8 protein-coding genes and 1 tRNA gene are annotated in these 16,699 nt (G+C 55.0%); 7 read left to right on the top strand and 2 right to left on the bottom strand.

The features are described from left to right. Positions 1–3 precede the first annotated feature (3 nt). Together ACT3R4_RS01440 and ACT3R4_RS01445 are read right to left on the bottom strand one after the other, a co-directional pair. A tRNA-Arg gene (locus ACT3R4_RS01440) sits at positions 4–80 on the bottom strand. Between the two features lie 67 nt (positions 81–147). Next, positions 148–1,095, bottom strand: a complete 948-nt coding sequence (locus ACT3R4_RS01445; RefSeq protein ID WP_172116200.1) for an AEC family transporter — start codon at positions 1,093–1,095, stop codon at positions 148–150. A 610-nt stretch (positions 1,096–1,705) separates the two neighbouring features. Here ACT3R4_RS01445 and ACT3R4_RS01450 point away from each other — a divergent pair. The 7 genes from ACT3R4_RS01450 to rfaH are packed head-to-tail and all read left to right on the top strand — an operon-like array spanning position 1,706 to position 16,647. Further along, on the top strand, positions 1,706–3,709 hold the full coding sequence (locus tag ACT3R4_RS01450) for a capsule polysaccharide biogenesis protein (protein WP_441676986.1): 2,004 nt from the start codon (positions 1,706–1,708) through the stop codon (positions 3,707–3,709). 1 nt (position 3,710) lies between these two features. Further along, positions 3,711–4,946, top strand: coding sequence for a capsule polysaccharide biogenesis protein (locus tag ACT3R4_RS01455; protein ID WP_441676985.1), 1,236 nt, complete (start codon positions 3,711–3,713; stop codon positions 4,944–4,946). Next, the gene (locus ACT3R4_RS01460; protein WP_441676984.1) at positions 4,943–5,752 is read left to right on the top strand and encodes an SDR family NAD(P)-dependent oxidoreductase; all 810 of its coding nucleotides are present in this window, start codon (positions 4,943–4,945) and stop codon (positions 5,750–5,752) included. Before ACT3R4_RS01455 ends, ACT3R4_RS01460 begins: the two co-directional genes overlap by 4 nt. A gap of 1 nt (position 5,753) precedes the next feature. Beyond that, complete coding sequence (locus tag ACT3R4_RS01465) at positions 5,754–7,385, top strand: LTA synthase family protein (RefSeq protein ID WP_441676983.1); 1,632 nt, start codon at positions 5,754–5,756, stop codon at positions 7,383–7,385. Continuing rightward, positions 7,382–14,749 carry a type I polyketide synthase gene (locus ACT3R4_RS01470; protein WP_441676982.1) on the top strand — a complete coding sequence of 2,456 codons (7,368 nt, stop codon included), beginning with the start codon at positions 7,382–7,384 and terminating at the stop codon, positions 14,747–14,749. The genes ACT3R4_RS01465 and ACT3R4_RS01470 overlap by 4 nt, the downstream gene beginning before the upstream one ends. After that, positions 14,746–16,098, top strand: coding sequence for an aminotransferase class I/II-fold pyridoxal phosphate-dependent enzyme (locus ACT3R4_RS01475; protein ID WP_441676981.1), 1,353 nt, complete (start codon positions 14,746–14,748; stop codon positions 16,096–16,098). Before ACT3R4_RS01470 ends, ACT3R4_RS01475 begins: the two co-directional genes overlap by 4 nt. A gap of 3 nt (positions 16,099–16,101) precedes the next feature. After that, the gene (gene rfaH / locus ACT3R4_RS01480; protein ID WP_441676980.1) at positions 16,102–16,647 is read left to right on the top strand and encodes a transcription/translation regulatory transformer protein RfaH; all 546 of its coding nucleotides are present in this window, start codon (positions 16,102–16,104) and stop codon (positions 16,645–16,647) included. The last annotated feature ends 52 nt before the right edge of the window (positions 16,648–16,699 follow it).

A 16,699-nucleotide genomic window follows, 5' to 3' on the forward strand; every position in this document is an offset into this window, starting at 1 on the left:
ATTTGGCGTCCCTGGCAGGAGTCGAACCTGCGACCTGCCGCTTAGGAGGCGGCTGCTCTATCCTACTGAGCTACAGAGACTTTGCTTGCAGAAGGGCCGCACAGTATAACGTGTTACAGATAACACTCCAACCCGCCTCTGCCCTTCTTACACCCATCCCAACAAACGCAGCGCAAAAATGCCCAGCGTTACCGAAATACTGGCCATTAAGGTGGTGATCGCAATGATGTTGGCGGCCAAGCCTGCGTTGCCGCCCATGGCTTTTACCATGACAAAGCTGGCGGCGGCGGTGGGGCTGGCAAAAAAGAGGAACAACAACCCCAACTGTTCGCCTTCAAAGCCTAACAGCCAGGCAGCTACGGTAGAGAGCACAGGCAAGATGGCCATCTTCATAATGCTGGAGCTCACCGCAATGTCGCTTTTATCTCGAATGCTGGACATCGAGAGCGTTGCGCCAATACAGATCAACGCCAACGGTAGCGTGAGCGACGCAAAATAATCCCCAGAGGTCATCACCCAACTGGGGAGCGAAATGGAAAAAGCGGTAAATGGCAAGGCCACGATCACTGAAATAATCAGCGGATTCGTCGCAATATGCTTGAGAATGCTGCGCCAGTTAGCGGCTTGTTCCGTTTGATACGCGGTCAGCACCACTACCGATAGCGCGTTGTACATAATAATGACCACTCCAACCAACAGGCTGCCCGTTGACAGCCCATAGTTGCCGTACATGCCCGCTGCCAGCGCCAGCCCAACGACACCGCAATTACCGCGAAAAGCTCCTTGAACATAAATCCCACGCTCGGCATAAGGAACGCGAAAGTGTGCCCATAGCCAACTCAACACAAACTGCCCAAGTGTGGCGACGGCAAAAAACACCATTAACGAGATATCCAGCGCAACGCTAATATCAGCTTTAATCAAACTTAAAAAGATCAAGGTGGGCAGCGTGGCTTTAAATACCAACGCAGACGCGGTGGTGACAAAAGTGCGATCAATCCATCCCAAGCGCTTTAGGCCAATCCCCAGAAAAACCATGGCAAACACGGGTAAGGTGATATCAAGTGTTTGAGTAAACAATTCAAGTAGGTTCACAGTGTTGCCTCAGCCAATTCAGCGTGCCCTTTCAGTTTGCGGTGGCGGGTAGTTTATCGAATGCATATCAAGAAAGGCAGACGCCGGACAGCGTAGCGTCGTGACATAATAACGTAATCAAAGAGTTCCTGAAGGGCTTGGTCGGTCGCTGCGTTACCACCACGCTGTTGCACCCTTTGCCTGAGTGGATAACCGACACCTGGCTGCCTGGCACAGTGCCGCAATGGTTTACGCTTGCCCCAGTGTACAGCTTGGCAGTAACACGCCAAATTCATCGCCCCCTTGGCGGGCAACGTGGTCGCTACACCGTACTTCCCACGCCACTAGTAAGGTAAATAACGTCCAATTACCCAATTGGCAAGCCAAACTTGAGCATACGTCTGGAGTATACTGCACGGCCCTAATATCTTGTTTCTATTACGCCACCCTATCAAAACAGCAGATTTTCTCACGCCGCATTAAATTACATTTAAACGATTATTCAGCTTCGTGACTATAAACACAAATTTCTTTAGTCCTGTAAGTACTTGCTGCGGCTAATTGATAAGCGGGCCTGTTTCACGTATGTTCGCTCGCCTAACTTTTTGTTCCGTTACGAATGACAATACCCATGGCAAATAAAACGGCAGGCTTTACCTCATCAGGTATCGGAAAAATTAGCGCACTGCCTGCCTTGCTGCCTGAATTTAGCCACTTTTCTTACTTACGGCCACTGCAAAAAAAACCTGACGTCGTTATTGGCTGGGGATTAAAGCCATCAAGCTTTCAGGCAAGGCGGTATGCCAAGCGCCACCAGCTGCCCTATATTGCCTTGGAAGACGGCTTTTTGCGCTCGCTTGGGCTGGGAGTAGCGGGCTATCAAGGGCATAGCCTGGTCGTTGATCACACCGGTATTTATTACGATGCTTCACGGCCTTCCGATTTAGAAAACTGGCTTAACAACGCTACTTTTACTACCGACGAAATCAACCAGGCAGAGCGGTGTGTTAAGCAGCTTGCTCGCTATCGTCTATCAAAGTACAACCACGCGCCAGATCCTGCTTCAAGCGGCTCGCCCCAAGAGAGAGTGCTAGTTGTTGATCAAACCGCAGGCGATGCCTCTATTGAGTTTGGGGGAGCGAATGCGGATAGTTTCGAGCAGATGCTGGCCGCAGCGCTTACCGACCACCCTACGGCTGAGATTCTGGTCAAGATTCACCCGGATGTTATCGCAGGCAAAAAACAGGGCCACCTGCTCAGCGCGCAAAACCACCCCCGCTGCCGCGTGATCAGTAAAGACATTAACCCTTGGGCATTATTTGATCAGGTTGAAACCGTGTATGTCGTGACCAGCCAGCTCGGTTTTGAAGCGTTGCTGGCTGGCAAGCGCGTTCACTGCTTTGGCCTACCCTTTTATGCAGGCTGGGGACTCACCGAAGACCGGCTAGCCTGCTCGCGACGACATACAAAACGCACGCTCTATGAAGTATTCGCGGCGGCTTATCTGCGTTATACACGCTATGCCAATCCGTATACGCTAAAACCTGCCACGCTAGAGGAGACAATTGCGCTGATTGCCGACCAAAAGCGCCAGCAGGAACGGCTACGCGGCAAGTGGGTAGCCTGTGGCTTCTCCTCTTGGAAGCGACGCTTTATTCATGACTTTTTAGGCGGTGCCGCACAGCTCAGGTACCAGAAAACGCTGCCTGAGGCGCCACCTTCGCAAAAGCTTTTAGTGTGGTCTAGCCGTATTGATCAAACCTTCGAGCAGCAGCACACCGCGCTGATGCCTCATGTGTGGCGGATTGAAGATGGTTTTATCCGTTCCGTAGGCCTGGGGGTTGATCTTACTCAACCGCTTTCACTGGTAATTGATGCTCAAGGGATTTATTACGATCCGAGCCGCCCCAGTGACCTAGAGTCGCTGCTTGAGCATGCCGATTTTAGCGATGATCTACTAGAGCGTGCCGGCCAACTACGAGAGCGTTTAGTGGCATTAAAGCTCTCCAAATATAACGTGCGCGGGCACGATACTCTTGAGCTGCCCAATAATCGACTGATAATACTCGTACCTGGCCAAGTTGAGAGTGATGCATCCATTGCCACTGGCTCGCCGCATATTCGTACCAACAGCGCGCTTTTACGTGAGGTGCGCCGTACTCACCCCCATGCGTTTATTATTTATAAGGCACATCCAGACGTGGTCAGCGGTGCTCGCATCGGAGCACTCGAACCCGATACTAAACACCTGTATGATCTGGATGCCAGCCATGTGGAAATCACCACACTACTTGAGCGCGTCGATGCGGTTCACACCATGAGTTCGCTGACAGGCTTTGAGGCGCTATTACGTCACCGCAAAGTACATACGTATGGTATGCCGTTTTACGCAGGCTGGGGATTAACACAGGATGCTATGCGCTGCCCGCGCCGCTCTCGCACCTTAACGCTGGAAGCATTGGTGGCAGGCACGCTAATTCTGTATCCATGCTACGTAGCTCCCTCGAGCCGTCAGCTTTGCAATGCGGAAACCGCCATTAGCCTTTTAGAGCAGGCACGCACACAGCAACCGACGCTGACATGGAAGCAGCGCCTCTACCGGCTTTACCGTAATTTATTGATTGGAAGACACTGAGTTGAAGTCAAAGCGCGCATTCTTATTCTTACAAGGGGTCTGCTCGCCCTTTTATCAACGTTTAGCACGTCGATTGACAGAGGACGGGCACCGCGTCGTAAAGGTTAACTTCAACGCTGGCGATATTGCTTACTGGCAACGTACCCACAGTGAAAACTACCTGTTTCGTGAATCATTAAGTGAACTGCCTGACTACATAGCATCGCTCTGGCAGCGCCATGCGATTACCGACCAGATCATGTTCGGCGACCGCCGCCCTATCCATCGGCCTGCGATAGAAAATGCCCCAGCGGCAGGGGTGCGTACCCACGTGTTTGAAGAGGGCTACTTTCGCCCATTTTGGGTAACGCTTGAGCGCGACGGGGTAAATGGTCACTCGCTCTTACCCCGCGACCCCACCTGGTTTTATGAAACGGGTAAGGCACTCCCCCAATTACCCCCACCGGTGCGTTTTAGATCATCATTCAAGATCCGCGCCATGCACGATGTCAGTTATCACTTGGCTGGGTTAGCCAACCCTTTGGTGGCACCGCACTACCGAAACCATGCCCCGATTACTGCGCCGATTGAATACGCAGGCTATATCAAACGCTTTGCTCTATTAAGGAAGTGGAAAAAGCAGGATGCCCAGCGCATAAAAACCTTGATTGAAAGCGCCAAGCCCTACTTTATGTTGCCGCTTCAGCTCAATACCGATGCCCAAATCCGTGATCACTCACCCTATGCCAATATGCAGGAAGTGATGGATCATGTGATGGGATCGTTTGCCGAGCATGCACCAAGCGATGCCCTTCTCTGTATCAAGAATCACCCGCTGGATATGGGGCTGGTCAATTACGTCAGAGTTATTGAACAGCTTGCCCAGTTTTACGGTTTGCAGGGGCGTATCGTCTACCTGGAGTCCGGCAACCTGGAGTTGCTGATTAAACATGCAGTGGGCACCGTGACGGTTAACAGTACTGTCGGCTTTGTTTCTTTGGAAAAACAGTGCCCTACGTTTGCGCTAAGCGACCCAATTTACAATCTTGCCGGACTTACCTATGAAGGTAACCTCGACGAGTTTTGGAATCGGCCGCCTCCACCAAGCCAAGCGCTTTTCACCTATTTTCGTAATACGGTGATGCATAGCGTCCAAGTAAACGGCGGTTTTTACTGCCAGCCAAGCATTGACCTTGCCGTTAACAATGCAGCGCACATACTGGAAGCCTGCCCATCGCCGTTGGAGAAACTACTTTGAGTGCCGCCCCAGACCTCACCACACCTGAGCGCTGCGTGCTGATCACGGGAGCAACCGGTGCCATAGGTGGTGCCTTGGCACGCGCCTATGCCGCTCCACGCACTCACCTGGTGCTCCACGGCAGGCAGCAAGACGTACTATCCAACCTGGCGGATACTTGCCGGGCGCTAGGCGCTCAGGTGACAACCAGCTCGGTTAACCTGGTCGATGAAGAAGCACTCAAGCAGTGGCTTCATACACTGCGTAAAGAACACCTGCCTGATATTGTGATCGCCACCGCTGGCAAGAACACCCATCCCCAAACAAACGGGGCATTAGAGCCTTGGGATGATGTTCAAGCGCTTCTGGATATCAATCTGAAAACCCCCATCGCCATGGCCCAGCATTTGGTACCCGCCATGCAAAAACGAGGTAGCGGGCAGTTAGTGTTGATTAGCTCGCTCGCCGCTTGGCACGGCCTGCCTACTACGCCCACGTACAGCGCCAGCAAAGCAGGGATTAAGGCTTATGGGGAAGGGTTACGCGGGCTACTGGCGCCTCATGGTGTGGGGGTAACGGTCGTAATGCCGGGCTATGTAACCTCGCCCATGTGCAATGCCATGCCAGGCCCCAAGCCTTTTGAATGGCCACCAGAGCGGGCTGCCAACGTGATTAAGCGGGGCATTGATGCGAACCGGGCTCGTATCAGCTTTCCGTTCCCACTCAATTTTGGTACCTGGTGGCTGGCTGTACTTCCGGCCGCTATTTCACAATGGTTAATCAAAAGCCTGGGCTTTAATCATACTGACCATTCGGGGAGCGATTGATATGACGACTTCGCTGCCCTTTGCGCTTTTTTGGCCATTGCTGGTTGGAGGAATGGGGACGATCATCTTCGAAGCCCTCCTTAACCCACGCCCTAAGCCACTTTGGCGGCGCGGCCTGGCGGCCAACAGCGTACATTTAGGCAGCTGGCTATTGCTGTTTGGCGCGTTTATTCTGGTGCTTCAGCGGCCCTGGTTTACGGTGGTTTTTATTCTGGCGCTTCAGCTGGTGCTCGTTCAATCCAGTAATACAAAATCTCGCACACTATGTGAGCCGTTCATCTGCCACGATTTTGAGTACTTTTGGGATGCCATCCTCCACCCCCGCCTTTATGTGCCCTTTTTTGGGACCGGCCTTGCCATAGCCGCCATTGGCGCGGGAGCCGCAGCCATCGGAGCGTTTCTGTACTGGGAACCTTCGCTCGTATCTCAGTGGGGCGGGCAACGCTTTATCACGCTCTGCGGCTTACTCATCGCAATAGGTGCGCCGCTTATCGCCTTGGGCTGGCGGGCACTCACTCCCACCACATTGAACCCGGTAGATGACATAAATCGTTTGGGATTATTTGCAAGCCTATGGGCCTATGGCATCGCCCTAATGCGCTCATCTCCTCCCGCGCCTGAACAATCCCCGTTTTATCTGTTAACCCAAAAGATTGAAGCCAGTCGCCTCACCGCAACCTCGAACGTACGTCCTAATGTCGTACTGGTGCAAAGCGAATCCTTTTTCGACCCACGCCCCTGGTACCCTGACATTAGTGACAGCTTATTAAAGAATTTTGATGCTACGCGCTTACAAGCGCAGCTGCATGGCGAGCTGAAGGTGCCCGCATGGGGTGCTAATACCGTGCGTACCGAATGTGCAGTACTTACCGGACTTTCACCGGCCGCGTGGGGCCCGCGCCAATTTAACCCCTATCGCACGCTGTCGCGCCACCCACTGCCAAGCCTGGCCAGTGCGTTTAAGGCAGCGGGGTACCGTACGGTATGCGTTCACCCCTACCCCGCCAGCTTTTATATGCGCCATAAAGTGATCCCCCCGTTAGGGTTCGACCAGTTTATCGATCTCACTGGTTTTGAGAGTAGCGACAAGCAAGGCCAGTACATCGGCGACCTGGCCGTTGCACGAAAGGTTGGACGCCTGCTTGAAGATAGCGATAATGGGCCTCTTTTTATATTTGTGATTACCATGGAAAACCATGGGCCGTTGCACCTGGAAGCACCTCACCAGGAAAGCCTTGCGGCTGCACTGCCCACAGCGCCTTGGCCGCTACCTGCACATTTACACGATTTAGCCGTGTACTTGCGCCATCTAGGCGAGGCCGACAAAATGTTGGCTAGCGTTAAAAGCACGCTGGATGAACATAAGCGGCCAGGATTGCTGGGCTGGTATGGTGATCATGTACCTATATTGCCCGAAGCGTATGAGCACTTCTCGTTACCGGCTGGCACGACGCCGTACATGATATGGTCGACGCAGACTAAAGAGTGGTCGAACGATTTTATGCCCGAACAGCATGACACGTGCGCGTTAACCGCCAGTGAACTTGGCGTCCAGCTATTTAAACAAGCGTTTGGACACGATATAAGTAGCGATGTGATCAAGGCAGAACCAGAACCTCAGGAGCAAGAATGACTAGACGCGTTGCCATTATCGGCGCCGCCCATCGTTTCCCCGGCACCACCCCTGAAACGTTCTGGCAGGACCTGCAAGCCGAAAAAGATCTGGTCACCCAAGTGGCCTCTGACCGCTGGAGCCATGAGGCTTTCTTGCACCCCGACAAGCGCCACCCTGGCACCAGCGTTACCTTTGCGGCAGGAAGCCTTGGCGACATCAGCGGGTTTGATGCCGAGTTTTTTGGTATTTCGCCCCGCGAAGCGGCCAATATGGACCCACAGCAGCGCATGCTGCTGGAGCTCGCGTGGGAAACCATCGAAAGCGCCGGCATCGTCCCCAGCAGCTTACGCGGCAGCCAGTGCGGCGTGTTCCTGGGGGTCGCCAGCCTTGACTACTCGTATCGCATGGCGGATGACATGGCGGCCATTGATGCGTCAACCGCGACGGGTAACACGTCAAGCATTGCTTCCAACCGTCTCTCTTACGTGTTTGACCTGCATGGCCCAAGCATGTCGCTGGATACCGCCTGTTCGTCATCCATGGTGGCGTTTCATCAAGCCTGCCAATCCATTCGCAGCGGTGAAACGACCATGGCGCTGGCGGGGGGTATCAGCCTTCACCTGCACCCTTATGGGTTCATTATATTCTCCAAGGCGAGCATGCTCTCGCCAACGGGCCGCTGCCAGGTGTTTGATGACTCAGGCGATGGCTACGTGCGCTCTGAAGGCGCGGGGCTTTTCCTGCTCAAGGATTACGACCAGGCGATTGCTGACGGCGACAATATTCTCGCGGTGGTCGCTGGCTCGGCGGTGAATACCGATGGCCATAAATCAGGTATTACGGTACCTAACCCCAGCGCACAGATTGACCTGATGCGCCGTGCCTATGAACAGGCAGGTATCAGCCCCGACGAAATCGACTATCTGGAAGCCCACGGCACGGGTACCGCCGTTGGCGACCCAATAGAAACCCGCGCCATAGGTGAAGCCTTGGGCAAGTATCGCCAGGCCCCCCTGCCGATTGGCTCTATAAAAAGTAACGTCGGCCACCTGGAAACGGCGTCAGGGGTCGCGGGGATTGCCAAAGCGCTTTATAGCCTGCAACACCGTGAAGTGCCTGCTACCATCGGCATTCGCAAGCTTAATTCACGCATCAAATTTGATGAATGGAACCTGCATGTCGTTACCAAAGCGCAGCCTCTTAAAAAAGAGGGCCGCTTGGTCATCGGGATTAACTCGTTTGGCTTTGGCGGCGCCAATGCCCACGTTATTTTAGAAAGTGCACCGGAAAAACCGGCAGCAGCTGGCCACACCTCCGCTCATGCATTGCCCATCCGGCTAAGTGCTAAAAGCCAGGACGCACTGACGGATAGCGCTCACTTATTAGCAGAGCATCTCATGGAAGGCAGTGACGCCTTCTACAATGTTGCCCATACACTGTTTAACCACCGTGAACAGCACACCTTTGGCGCACTTTGCTTTGCACAAACGCCAGAAGAAGCCGCAGCGGCGCTGAGCCAATTTGCCAAGGGCGAAGACACCCCGCATGTGATCACGCTGGAACGACTGCCCAATGCACGTGGCCCGGTATTTGTTTATGACGGCAATGGCTGCCAGTGGGAAACCATGGGCCGTGAACTGCTCAATACAGCCCCCGTGTTTGCCGACGCTATTGACCGCGTGGACAGCCTGTTTCAGCAGCACGGCGATTTCTCGCTACGTACTGAGCTTGAGGGGCAGAACGGAGAGAACCGCTTCGAGCTTACCGAAATCGCTCAGCCAGCCCTGTTTGCTCTACAGGTCGCGCTAACAGAATGGCTAAAAGCGCAGGGCATCATGCCTACCGCTGTGTTTGGGCATAGTGTCGGGGAAGTCGCTGCGGCTTGGGCTGCAGGCGCACTCAGTCTTGAAGACGCCGTCAAGGTCATTTATTTCCGCAGTTTTTATCAAGGAAAAACCCGTGGCAAGGGCGAAATGAGCGCCGTCGCCATGAGTGCCGAAGACATAGCGCCATGGCTTGCCAAGCCAGAATTTGACCAGGTTTGCCTCGCGGGTATTAACAGTCCTAAAGGCATCACGCTGGCAGGTAACCGTGATCAATTGGCCGAGCTTGAAGCCGCGTTAAGTGAACAAGGCACTTTCGCCAAACGCCTACCGCTGGACTACGCCTTCCATAGCCCTGCCATGGATAGCATCCAGCAGGGGGTTATTGATGCCCTGGCCGACATTACCCCTTGTAAAACACAGCTGCCCTACTACTCAACGGTTACCGGTGAACTTAGCCTGGGCACTGAGCTTGACGCCACGTATTGGTGGAAAAACATCCGCGAACCGGTCCTGTTTGATAACGCAGCCACCGCACTGATACAACAGGGTTATAACGTATTTGTAGAAGTTGGCGCGCATCCCATTTTGCGCCGCTACCTCAATGAAACACTACGCCAGCAAGAGCGTAAAGGGCTGGCAATTGGCACCATTGAGCGGCACAAGCCTGGTCTTGAACAACTGCTGCAAAGCGTTGGCCAGTTACTGTTGAGCGGGCTCTCATTTGATATGCGTCATGTGTTCCCCGTGGAAGGCCAACGCACCTTACTGCCCCGCTACCCATGGCAACGCACGCGGCACTGGGTCAACAGCACACAAGACAGCCAAGGACTACTGTCACGCTATTACCAGTCTCCTCTACTGGGCTACCCGCTGGCGCAGCAAGAGCACACCTGGGAAAGCCAGTTGGACATTAAACGTCAGCCTTGGCTTGCCGATCACGTGGTGGGTGAAGGCGCGGTGTTCCCCGGTGCCGGGTTTGTTGAGCTAACCCTGGCCGCCGCATTACAGCAAAAAGATACCCCACTTTTGGATATCGAAGAGCTGGAAATTCGTGCCCCCCTCCTGCTGGATGGACCTAATGGTCGTGCTCTGCGCTTAGCGCTCAATTCGGAAGATGGCCGCATCGCCATTCACTCCCGTGAACCAGCCAATGGTCACGAATGGCAGTTAAACGCGGTAGCGCGCAATATGCACGAAAGCCGTGGCTTTCTGCTCAACCGTCGGGCACCTAAACTGCCTTCGCGCGCACCGGACTACACGCTAACGGAACACCTGCAAATGGCCGAGCGCATCGGCCTGCACTATGGGCCTGCCTTCCAGGCAATTAGCCACGGATGGATCGAAGATAACGCCGTCATCGGCGCCATCGATTTATCCAGTAACGTGCAGGCACAGCTAGCGACGCTTCACCTTCATCCCGGCATTCTGGATAGCGCCTTCCAGATGTTTATCCCCTTGCTAGCGCAGCACAGTGAATTTGCCGCACAGCTTGCGTTTGTGCCCGTTCGGGTTGGTCGTATACAGGTCAACCTCGAAGCGGGTGTGCCGGTACTGGCTCGCGCCGTGATGGGCAAACGCGCGCCCCACTCGTTTACCGCAGATTTTGAACTGTACGATGCGAATGGAAACGCCGTGGCCGTGCTGAGCCAAACACGCTTCAAGGCGATTCGTTTGAACCGCGCGCATCATCAATCGTTTAGCTATCTGGATGTTGAGCTTACCCCAGCGCCGCTTGACGCCAAGCCACTGCCCTTGGCGGCCGACGCCCTAAACCGTTTGGCACAACTAAGCAGCCACTACGCGTCATATACCGGTCAACGCTACGCCCAGGAAGTCGCTCCGTTACTCGATAGCCTAAGCGAAGCATTTACCCAGCATGGCTATGCCATTGAAGGCGACGAGGAAGCACTGGCGCCCGAGGCTATCTGGCAACTGCTGGTGCAGGATTACCCCGACTATTTTGCACCGATTCATCTGGTGGGCCGCTTGGGCTTGCACCGTGATGCACTACTCAACGGCACGACATCGCTTGAGACACTGGGCATTACCACTGAGCTAATGGCAAGGCTAAACCGTGTACTGATCGGCGAATGCGGTTGGCAAGCGCTTGCCACTGAGCTTGGCAGCCTGATCGAAGCCTCACTTTCCCTATTGGGCCAAGACGAGCGCCTGCAGCTGCTTGAAGCGGGCCCCTGCGCGCCTGCGCTGGGCCAGCGTCTGCTGGAACAGCTAGCCAATGCAGGCCAGGCAGGCAAGCACCACTACCGAGTAATTACCACGCATGACAGCGCACGCCACCAGGCAGAACAGCTGCAAGAGCGCTATCCGCTTATTGATGTGCAGTCGTTGGATGATGCGCCACATACGTTAGCAAACGCAGAAAAAGCCCAGCTCGCCTTCATCAGCAGCGATGCCACCCAACCTGCTCGCACGCGCCAGCTGATTGAAGCTTTGCCTGCCCAGCTGGCCCCTGGCGCCCACCTTATGGTGATGGGCATAGCCCCCAGCCAGTGGCTAGACGACGTGCTGGCAACGCCAGGCATCGACCAAACGGCACTGGAACACAGCACACTAAGCGATTGGCTAAGTGCCCAAGGCTTTATGGTTTCAGCCCCCATCGAGCTTGAAGAGAGCTCGGCGGGCGCTTACCTGCTGCATGCCCAGCTGCCACTGGTATCCGTCACTTCTCAAGCGGATGAAAGCCTTGCCGACACGCCTTGCCAGTTAATCATCACCGACCCGACCAACGAGGCGCTTGCGGCGCGCTTGGCTAAAGCACTTACCGCACACCAGGCCAAGGTCCGGGTTGAGCAAAGCAACGACGCACCCGATACGCTATTGCAAAATGCACTCGGCGAATGGGGCGATGCTGCTCAAACGTTGAATGTGATTGACCTACGCGACTTGGGCGGTAGCGACACCAGCGTGCAAACCTTGCGTTGCTATCGTGCCCAGCAGTGGAGCCTGGCGCTGGAAGCGGCCAAACTCACCTCGGCAACGCTATGGCTTACCACTCAAGGTGTTAGCCTGCTTTGGCACACTCAACAAACACAGCAAACACAGCAAACACACGACAACGTACCCGATGATGCGGCACTTTGGGGCTTTGGCCGCTCGCTTGCCAATGAAGCCGTGGGGCATACGGCCAGCCTGCTGGATATCCCCCATGAGGTTAGTGATGCAGCGTTAAGTACATGGGCTGCATCGCTGACTATCGCGGACAACGAAAACGAAGTCGTCATCCATGCAGGCGGTGAACGCTTTGCCACCCGCTTGCGTACCTTGCCCGCACCAGCACCTCAACAAACCGTTAGCAAGCCTGCCCATCAAGCAATGACCCTCGGCTTTGCGCTACCCGGGCAGTTGCGCCAGCTACAGTGGCGCCCACGAGCGTTACCTGCGCTTAAGGCCGATGAGGTTGAGGTCAAGGTAAAAGCTACCGGGCTTAACTTCCGTGACGTGATGTACACGCTCGGCCTGCTTTCTGACGAAGCGATCGAGAACGGCTTTGCGGGGCCAACCTTGGGGCTTGAATTCTCTGGTGAAGTTATTGCCGTGGGCGACAACGTTACTCACGTAGCCCCAGGGCAAGCCATCGTCGGCTTTGGGCCAGCCAGTTTTAGTGACCGGTTGATTGCCAGTCAGCACGCGATAGCGCCTCTTCCAGAAGGCGTGAGTTACGCTGCCGCTGCCACCATCCCGACCACATTTTTTACCGTGTACTACGCGCTTAAACACTTGGCACGCCTGGAGCCAGGCGAAAAAGTCTTGATTCATGGTGCAGCCGGTGGTGTCGGTATTGCCGCGCTGCAAATTGCCCAATGGCTTGGCGCGGAAATTTACGCCACGGTGGGTTCGGAAGAGAAACGCGACTTTTTACGGCTAATGGGCGTGGAGCACCTTTATGATTCTCGCTCACTCACCTTTGCTGAAGAAATTCTTGAAGACACTCAGGGCGAAGGTGTCGATATCGTACTGAACTCACTTGCCGGGGAAGCCATCAACCAAAACCTGCGCGCTCTGCGTCCCTTTGGTCGATTCCTGGAGCTGGGTAAACGCGATTTCTACGAGAATACCCACATTGGCCTGCGCCCTTTCCGCAATAACTTAAGCTATTTCGGTATCGACTCCGATCAGCTAATGAAAGTGCAGCCTGCGCTGACTCAGCGGCTGTTCGGGGAAATGATGGCGCTGTTTAACGACGGCACCCTCAGCCCGCTACCGTTTACCGCGTTCAGCCACAGCCAGGTCATCGATGCTTTCCGCTATATGCAGCAAGCGCGCCAGATCGGCAAAGTCGTCGTTACCTATGAGCAGCCTATTGCGCCGCCCAGGAACGAAGCGCTAGGCCGTGAAACGCTGAGCCTATCAAACGATGGCAGCTACCTGGTGACCGGCGGCTTGGGCGGGTTCGGCCTTAAAACCGCCCAATGGCTGGTAAGCAAAGGCGCTCGCCAACTGATTCTGCTTAGCCGCAGCGGCCCGGCCAGCGAAGAAGCACAAGCTGCGCTTGCGGATTTTAATGCTCAGGGCGTACAGGTAATGGCCGCAGCCTGCGACATTACCAACCACGACGCACTGGCCAGCGTGTTAGCTCGCGCCAAGGATGAGCTGGGCCCGCTGCGCGGTATCGTGCATGCCGCCACGGTGATAGATGACAGCTTGATCCGTAACCTGGACGCCGAGCGCATTCAAAAGGTGCTAGCGCCCAAAATAGAGGGTGCTCGCCACCTGGATGCGCTAACGCGTAATGAGCAATTGGACTTCTTCATCCTCTACTCGTCAGCGACCACGCTATTTGGCAACCCAGGTCAGGCCAATTACGTGGCCGCCAACCATTGGCTCGAAGCGTTTGCCGCTAATCGCCGTGCCGCCGGTCTTCCTGCAACCTGTGTACGCTGGGGCGCCATTGAAGATGTCGGTTTCCTGGCGCGTAACACGCGCACGCGTGATGCGCTGCAAGAGCGTTTAGGCGGTTCTGCCCTTCGTTCAGATGATGCGCTGAACGTGCTTGAACAGATGCTGGTAACACCAGGGCCTAGCCTTGGCGTACTGGAGCTAGAGTGGGGGGCGCTCGCCCGCTTCTTGCCGACCGCCAATGCGCCGCGCTTTAACGAGATCGCCCGTGCCAGCGATGACGACAGCAGCAACGATGCCGATGACGATATCAGCGCTCTGCTTGCCGACCTTTCCCCGGAAGAGCTGCATAGTACGGTCACAGAGCTGCTTAGGGCAGAGCTTGCCAGCATCCTGTTAATTGAAGAGGAAAAAATTGATATTAATCGCTCGGTCTACGACATGGGCTTTGACTCGCTGATGGGGGTCGAGCTGATGACAGCAATCGAGAACCGCTTGGGTGTTCAGGTGCCGGTAATGATACTCAGCGAAGCCTCAACACTTAACAAGCTGGCGGGTGTGCTGATTCAAAAGCTCCATCAGCATGACGACGATGTTGAAGAAGCACCGCAAGATGCGTTAGCCTCTCTGGCCGCTCGCCACGGGGCAGGCGGGTTCACCGAGCCAGCATCAACATCATCGACAACCGAGACACCATGACCGCCAAGCGCTCTGATTTAAAACGGCAGCTGTTGGAACAAGCACGTAAACGTACTACGCCACGTACGACGCCACACGCAATGGCCAACGCTGCCAGCTCCTCACCGGGCAACGACTCAACCACCAGCCCGGTGCCCGAGCGCTTTACGCGGTTTGATGCCCACCCAGGCTACCAGCAGCTTGCCATGCTGCGTCAGGGTGCTGAACAGTTGGGGTTAAAAGACCCCTTCTTTAAGGTGCATGAAGGCATTGCCGGAGCAACCAGCATTATTCAGGGGCAACCGTGCATCAACTTCGCCAGCTACAACTACCTTGGCTATTCGGGTGACCCGCGCGTTAACCAAGCCGCTTGCGAGGCGGTGACGCGTTACGGCAGCTCCGTATCGGCCAGCCGAGTAGTTTCTGGTGAGCGCCCTATTCATCGGGAGCTGGAACACGCCATTGCCAAGGCGTATCAGGTCGATGATGCGGTCGCGTTTGTGAGCGGGCATGCCACTAACGTATCAACGCTTGGCTATCTGCTTGGGCCTAAAGACCTCGTGCTACATGACGAGTATATTCACAACAGCTCACTGGTTGGCGCGCAGCTTTCCGGCGCCAAACGCATGCCGTTTTCCCATAACGACCCCGATGCCCTGGATGCCTTGCTTAGCCGCCACCGTCACCAATTTGAACGTGTAATTGTCGTCATCGAAGGGCTTTACAGCATGGATGGCGACATTCCTGATCTGCCTCGCTTTATCGAGCTCAAAAAGCGGCACCAGGTATGGCTAATGGTTGATGAAGCACACTCCTTCGGCGTCATGGGTGATAACGGCTTAGGGCTTCATGAGTACTTTGCCATCGACCCACGTGACGTGGATATCTGGATGGGCACGATGAGCAAAACGCTCTCCGGCTGTGGCGGGTACATTGCGGGCACTAAAGCGCTGGTTGAAACGCTGCGCTACTTTGCGCCCGGTTTCTTGTACAGTGTGGGAATGCCTGCCCAGGTCGCCGCCCCCTCTCTCAAAGTGCTAGCGCTTATGCAGCAAGAGCCTGAACGGGTGGAAAAACTTCACTCGATCTCACGCTACTTCCTGCAGCAAGCCAAAAAACACGGCATGGATACCGGGCACAGCATCGGCGCAGCCGTTGTTCCCATCATTGTGGGCAGTTCACCGTTGGCAGCACACCTCTCCCACACGCTGCTTGAACATTACCACATCAATGTTCAGCCGATTCTTTACCCAGCAGTACCGGAAAAGAGCGCCCGGCTACGCTTTTTCCTTGCCTATGATCATACCCAGGCGCATATCGACCAAACCTTAGAAGCGCTCGCTAAACTGCTCGCCCAAGCACAGAGCTAACGTATGGAACCCAATGACGTAGAGCCAGCCTCTTCCGAGACCAGCATTGAAGAGCGCGCCCTGTCCAACTGGTACGTTATTCAGTGCAAAGGCAGCGAATCATTCCGCGCGGCCGAACACCTCACTAACCAGGGTTATGAGGTGTTTCATCCGGTACTGAACATACAACGCAGGCGCCAGGGCAAGCTTGCCACGGTGAGCGAACCGCTGTTTCCCTATTACCTGTTTATTCGTTTAGACCAGGTTGTCAGCAATTGGCGCCCCATTCGCTCTACCCGTGGTGTATTACGCCTGCTTACGTTTGGCAATACACCCATTAGCGTGCCCAATACACTGGTGGAGACGCTTCGCGCCCAACCTCACCGCTCAGAAGGGAGCCATACCTATTTCTGCGCGGGCGAAAAAGTCACCATTACTGACGGCCCCTTTAAAGACCTTGACGCTATATTCGAGCGCTGCAAGGGCGAAGAGCGCGCCATTGTGTTGCTGAATGTACTCCAGCGCCCGCAACACCTTAACGTGCCAATTGAACTGTTGCGTAAGCCATGAAAGGTGAGCACCCCCAACGGTTCGCTGCGGCCTGCTTCTCCTAATACGTAAT

Origin of the sequence: Halomonas sp. AOP7-E1-9 (assembly GCF_052376035.1) — a bacterium.
GTDB classification, from domain to species: Bacteria; Pseudomonadota; Gammaproteobacteria; order Pseudomonadales; family Halomonadaceae; genus Vreelandella; species Vreelandella citrativorans.

Coding starts and splice junctions, on each gene's coding strand:
- rfaH (WP_441676980.1), top strand. CDS start 16,102: ATGGAACCCAATGACGTAGAGCCAGCCTCTTCCGAGACCAGCATTGAA.
- ACT3R4_RS01470 (WP_441676982.1), top strand. CDS start 7,382: ATGACTAGACGCGTTGCCATTATCGGCGCCGCCCATCGTTTCCCCGGC.
- ACT3R4_RS01450 (WP_441676986.1), top strand. CDS start 1,706: ATGGCAAATAAAACGGCAGGCTTTACCTCATCAGGTATCGGAAAAATT.
- ACT3R4_RS01475 (WP_441676981.1), top strand. CDS start 14,746: ATGACCGCCAAGCGCTCTGATTTAAAACGGCAGCTGTTGGAACAAGCA.
- ACT3R4_RS01465 (WP_441676983.1), top strand. CDS start 5,754: ATGACGACTTCGCTGCCCTTTGCGCTTTTTTGGCCATTGCTGGTTGGA.